This is a genomic window from Campylobacter sp. BCW_6877 (assembly GCF_001762445.1).
Classification (GTDB): domain Bacteria; phylum Campylobacterota; class Campylobacteria; order Campylobacterales; family Campylobacteraceae; genus Campylobacter_D; species Campylobacter_D jejuni.
The window spans coordinates 1-6040 of sequence record NZ_MJWW01000045.1; the positions used below are offsets into that span (position 1 = coordinate 1).

The 6040-nt window shown below is 25.8% G+C and carries 3 protein-coding genes and 1 pseudogene; 2 read left to right on the forward strand and 2 right to left on the reverse strand.

All coding sequences use genetic code 11. The annotated features are described in order from the left end of the window. A pseudogene (locus tag AJ936_RS06725) lies at nucleotides 1–457 on the forward strand (hypothetical protein); the annotation flags it as partial. Nucleotides 458–461: 4 nt separating this feature from the next. Here AJ936_RS06725 and AJ936_RS06730 read toward each other — a convergent pair. Together AJ936_RS06730 and tssM are read right to left on the reverse strand one after the other, a co-directional pair. Continuing rightward, on the reverse strand, nucleotides 462–1361 hold the full coding sequence (locus AJ936_RS06730; RefSeq protein WP_044779682.1) for an FHA domain-containing protein: 900 nt from the start codon (nucleotides 1359–1361) through the stop codon (nucleotides 462–464). Beyond that, entirely contained in the window at nucleotides 1358–4885 is a 3528-nt protein-coding gene (tssM, locus tag AJ936_RS06735; protein ID WP_070274230.1) for a type VI secretion system membrane subunit TssM, read from the reverse strand. Before tssM ends, AJ936_RS06730 begins: the two co-directional genes overlap by 4 nt. A 133-nt stretch (nucleotides 4886–5018) precedes the next feature. On the opposite strand from tssM, the gene AJ936_RS06740 reads away from it, so the two are divergent. Then, entirely contained in the window at nucleotides 5019–5534 is a 516-nt protein-coding gene (locus AJ936_RS06740; RefSeq protein ID WP_044779685.1) for an Hcp family type VI secretion system effector, read from the forward strand. Nucleotides 5535–6040: the final 506 nt, after the last annotated feature.

Genomic DNA, 6040 nt, shown 5'->3' on the forward strand with positions numbered 1-6040 from the left:
GATTGATTTAAATAAATATGATTTTGCCTATGATGAAGAAGGCAGGATCATTTGGGCTTTATATGATGATATTGAAAAAGGCAAATTAAAAGATCCAAGAGATATAGATTCTACTCCTGAAAGTAGAAATAAATTTGATGATGCTATGGATGGATATAGAAATGGGATGAAAACTAACTTTGATGTAGATACTCCAAATGATTGGAGTGAACAACAAGCTACTTTATTCAAAGATACCCTAGTATTAAGCGCCAAACTAGCAGCCCTCACTCCTCCTCAAGGCTATCCTAATGCCCCTTATTATTTTACACCTGAAAGATTAGAATGGATTTATAAAAGAGGATATTTAGACAAACTCCTTGACCCAAGAATTCCTGCCATATATAGATATAATTTCCCAAGGGAACTTAGAGCTAAGATACTCAAATTTGCTGAAGAAAATGGCATTAAAGATTAAAGAATCACTCAAAATCTTTAATATACTTTTCCAATGCTTTGATGGTAAGATTTTCAAAAAGAATCTTATCTTCTTTAATATTATTTTGTATGGCAGCTTCAATATATTTAATAAACATATTTTCTTCCATTTCTTCAAATATTGGAGTATATAATTCTTTTGCGATTAGGCTAAGGGCTAAAATATTGATCAATCTTGTGGATTTGATTAAGGGTATATTATTAATAATACTTTCAAAATCTTTAATATTGATAGGAGAATAATCATTATTTAATTTAGAGTTTTGTTGTTTTGTTTTAATATCTTTTAAATTTTTTACCAAACTTTTTAAAACATTTTCATATTCTAATGAATTTGGATTTTTTTGAATTATTTCTTTTAAAAAGCTATCATCTGCCTTTTCTTCTTCGATAAATTTATAATCATTATTTTCTAAAATCTCTTTTAACTCTTTGTTTTTGTCAAAATTTATACTTGTTTTTCCTCTAGGCTTAATTTCAATTTCATCAAAATGATTGCGTTTTTCAATATCTTCTAAGTATTTTTTATTTTCTTTAATGCTTGCTTCAATGCTTTTTGCATCCACAAATCTAAATTCTAAATTACCGATTTTAAAAATATCGCCTATACTGATTATTATTTCATAGCCACTTGGCATTCTAGAAAAGGACTTATTATAATAAATGTCAGAATCTTCAAAAGCCGCAATTGTAAAAGATCCTTCTTCATAAGATACTATGGCATGGGTATTTTTGATTTGTTCTAGTTTATCTTGAATACGAAAAGTGCAATCATCACCGCTTCCTATAGTTCCACCCTTTGTGTTAAATACAAATGTTTTAGAACCACTAATACATTCGTCATAATTCTCAATAGTAATTCCTATTTCTTCTTTTTCTATCATTGTTTATTTACCCCTGTAATATTTTCTACTATTTTAAGATTATTTAAAATATAAACTATATTATTTAATTCACTAGCACCGTTAATAATTTCAAAGTCAAAATATAAGTTTTTATTATTGTTAAATATAATGCTGTATATAGAATTACTTTTATTATCTTTTATAAACTTATACCATGCCCATTCTCCCTTATATGATTTTGTATAATTTAAATTAGGATTAGAGTAGTTATAGGCTGTAAAATTTAAACTTGTTCCATTATTGAATTTTTCTGCTACAATTTGTAGGGTTTGATTAAGAGTATGATCGTATTGGATATTTTTATTATCATAGCCAAGCTTTATAAAGGAAAAATCCGCACTTAAATCAAGGCTTTGAATAGTAAAATTAACTTTTATATTATCATTACCATTTAGTATGAGACTAGAGAGATTGCCTGCATTGGTGATAAAATCTAAAAATTCTTTAGAGAAATTTAATTTTGAAGCAAATTGAGAATTGACAGAATAGTTATTTTTTCTTTTTACTAAAACATTGTTCAAGTATTTTTTATAAAAACTATTTAATGTCCCATTTCTTCCAAAAAATGTTTTAAAACTATCCATACTAAGATCTGCTACACTCTCATCATTAAAAGGATAATATGGTGCAATATCATTAACAAATGGATTATACACTTCATTAATCCAAGCGGTATTAAATAAAGAAATACCATGATTTTCTATAAAATTCCACGAATAATTAGAAAGCTGACTATAATATCTCTCTAAATCATTAGGTAATTTTTTTATGTTCATTTGAAATACAGCAAAAGGATCATTGGCATCTTTATTGCCTCCAAGAGCATATGAAATTTTTTCTTCAGCGCTTTGGTTATTATTAGAACTAAAATCTATAATTTTATTGGATATATTTGTAATATTTGTATTAAGAATATCTAATATTTTTTCATCATCAGTGCCTTTACCCACTTCTATATTACCAACACTTAAAAGTGTATTTTTGTTTACTAGCTTATGATATTGTGTGAAAGCATTGCTTACCCCAATAAAATTTGATCTAATTTCCCCAGCATTTAATCCTAAATTGTAGGCTTGAGTTAGTAAAACTGCATCATTTAAATTTGTATTAGAACTAACAATTTTTAACAAAGAATATAAGGGGTTTTCTTTTTTTGATAAGATATTAAGCTCATTAAGCATTGCCTCTTTGGTATTATACCTAACAGGTTGCAATGAAGCGAGTAGATTTTGCCAAGCATTTTGGTATTCACTTAAGTATAATTTTAAAATACCCATAGTCAAAGTGTTTTTATTTTCTTTAAAATTGTTATCTAGCATCCAAGATTCAATATTGATTGCGGTGTCAACTTGTTGATTTAAATCATTTAAAAAGTCCATCATACCAACTTTTGTATATATTTTATCTATAGAAGTTATTTGAGAATTATTTGAAAATACACTATTTGCAGCAAAACCTAAATCCTCTTTTATAAGATATTTTTCTTTAGGTTTATCGCTATTTAAAAAATTAAGAAGAATGTAAATTCTTTGAGTTCTACTTATACTCTCAAGTTTTCTTTTTCCTGTATGTATACTGTTTTCATCTTCTGTAAAAGATTTAAGATTAAATTGTTTAAGCTCATCCACCCCTTCTAGAAAGTCATCTTTAGAGATTGAATACTTACTTAAAGTATTCCAATTCTCGTTAATCCAAATTTTTAGTATTTCTTTATTAAAATATTTTTGTTCAAATAAAGATCTATACATATATAATGTTTTGATTAAATTTTCTTTATTTGTATCGGTAAGTAAAGTATATTCCATTTCTTTTAATAAAGTATTTTTTAACACATCTTCATTCAGTTTATAATAAAGTTGTTTAGCTTCTTTAAATCCTTTGTATGAGAGATTTAGATTTAAATATTGAAATATATTATTATCTTGCCAAAGTTCAGGATAAGTATTTAAAATATTTCTCAATTCAATTAAGAAGTCAGCTTTTTGTTTAATATTTAAATTTTGATAATCTTGATCTTTAAGAAGCAATTGTAAAGATCTTAAGGTATTTTGGCTTTTTTCGAATTCTTTATTGTTTTTACTTATAAAATAAGAAGATATAGCATATGTTCCAAAGCTTATGATTAAAATTATAATTAAAAAAGATAATTTTTTAGAATAAGATTTCATAGCGCTTAAAGAATAATCTGTAAAAATTAAATCTTCGAGCAGTGATTTAACAAAATAGCTTTGTTTATTATGTATAATATTGGATTTTGATAATACTTTTTTGCAGTTATATTTCTCACATATGGCATCGAGTAAGAAATTTCTAGGAATATTTTCTTGATAGGCGCTAACAAAATAAACTCCTCTAAGATAAGAATTATTTTTAAGCTTATTTTCTTCTTGTACTTCCAAAATAAAAGTCTTTGCTAATGCAAATAAATTATCAAATTGTTTTAAAAATAAGTAGCTTTTATTTTTATTTTCCATATTGTAAATATGGGAATTTTTACTCATTAAAGAGCATAATAATGAATCACTTAATTCTTTAAATTCATTATTTAAAAATTCTTCACTTAAGATTTTATCAAAAGATAATCCTAAAATTTTATCCGAAATTTTTTTATCGAAAATATCAAAATACTCTTTCATGCCTTCCATCAAGTCAAGTTTTGAAAAAACTATATAGATGGGCAACTTTAAATTCAAAGTTTTTTCACATTCGTTTACTCTTTTTGTTAGATATCTAATAAGATTTTTGGAATACTCCTTAGGATTATTTAAGAAAAGGACAGTATCAACAACTAAAATAATTCCATTTAGTTTGCTATGAAAAAAATTTTTATTGAGAAAAGTAAGGAATTTTTTCCATATATTTTTTTTAATTAAAAAATCTCTATTTTTATCTATATCATCTTCGGGTATTTCATCGCTACTTGTAGGCTTAAAAAATTCTTCTTGTGAAAAATAGTTTCCTTCTGTATCTAACAAAGCGCCTTTTTTTGATACATAAAGTGCAAAATTTCTAGTAGACTTATGGAATTTTTTATAAGACTCTAAACTATCGCTAAGTGGATATTCGATGTTAGAATAATTGATAAAAGTGCTTTTTCCAGCCCCTTCATTTCCTATGATGATAATTAAGGGTAAATTTTTTGTTTTTAAATCATTCTTCCATGTTTCTTTGGCATCTTTAAGAGATAAAAAGAAGTTTCTTTTAGATTTGTAAATAAACTCATCAGCTTCTTTTTTTAGGTCTTTAAATTTTAATCTTTTTTCACTTTTTAAAGAAGATATAAAATTTATAATAGGCTTTAATAAAAAAAATAAAAAAACAATAAGCCAAATTATCAAGATAATACTAAATCTTAAAAATGAGCTACTAAAAATATATATGTCGTTAAAAGCTATTAAAGGACCCCAAAACCAAAATAAAACACTAAAAAGAAAAATACAACAAAGTAAAAAAGCAGTTATAAATAATCTTGATTTTATAAAATCAAATATTTTTTTAAACATCGTTATTCCTTATTTAAAGTAAAAACAAATAAATATTAATATCAATATACAAATATTTTACAAAAATTTATATAGATTAAGATTAAAATGATACAATTTTGAATGTTAAAAAAAATTAAAGGAGGTTCTTTTTATGGCTGAACCAGCGTTTATAAGAATTGAAGGTTCCACACAAGGTTTGATTTCAAGTGGTGCATCTACTGAAGCGAGTATTGGCAATAGATATAAATCAGGTCATGAAGATGAAATCATGGCGCAAGAGGTATCTCATATCGTAACTGTACCCGTTGATCAGCAAAGTGGGCAACCTTCTGGACAAAGAGTTCATAAGCCCTTTTCTTTTACTTGCTCATTGAATAAGTCCGTGCCTTTGTTATATAATGCACTTACCAAAGGAGAAAGACTTCCAACAGTCGAAGTTCATTGGTTTAGAACTGCAGCAAGTGGCGGATCTGAACATTTTTTTACTACAAAATTGGAAGATGCAATTATTACAAATATTGAATTAATAATGCCAAATGCACAAGAGTCAAGTAATCATGATAAAACCGAGCTTTTAAAAGTTTCAATGAGTTATAGAAAAGTAGTTTGGGAACATACTGCTGCTGGAACTAGCGGAAGTGATGATTGGAGAGAAGGTAAAGCTTAATTATAATTATCTTAAAAAATCCCGACTAAAATGCGTAATTATAGTCGGGGTTATATCTTAAAAATATATTTTGTTTTCTTGGTTTTAATTACAAAACTACTTTCTAAATTATAATACTATTTATTCATACATGAAATCATTTATCTTAATGAGCAATTTTTGTCTTCTATGTTTGGATGCTAGCGAGCTAATCTTTATCAAACCACAAAATTACATCTTAATTTTAATAAAATAGAGAATCTAAGGAGATAACCCATGACATATATATTACTTCTTATTATAATTTCTACTATTCTTTCTTATCTTATATTAAAATTTATTTATAAAATCATCTTTAAATCTACAAAAAGCGTTTCAAAGTTTTTAGTCTTTCTTGGAAGTATAGGCTTAATTATCTTTTATTATACTCCTTATTCTTATTATTTAGAGCCTAGTTATTGGCAATTTAGGAATATGTGTAAGTTAAATGAACTTCCTAAAGTATAATAAGATTCTAGGGTATTTTG

Excerpts from the sequence above, each read along its gene's own strand:
- AJ936_RS06730 (WP_044779682.1), bottom strand. The coding sequence starts at position 1,361 with ATGATAGAAAAAGAAGAAATAGGAATTACTATTGAGAATTATGACGAA.
- tssM (WP_070274230.1), bottom strand. The coding sequence starts at position 4,885 with ATGTTTAAAAAAATATTTGATTTTATAAAATCAAGATTATTTATAACT.
- AJ936_RS06740 (WP_044779685.1), top strand. The coding sequence starts at position 5,019 with ATGGCTGAACCAGCGTTTATAAGAATTGAAGGTTCCACACAAGGTTTG.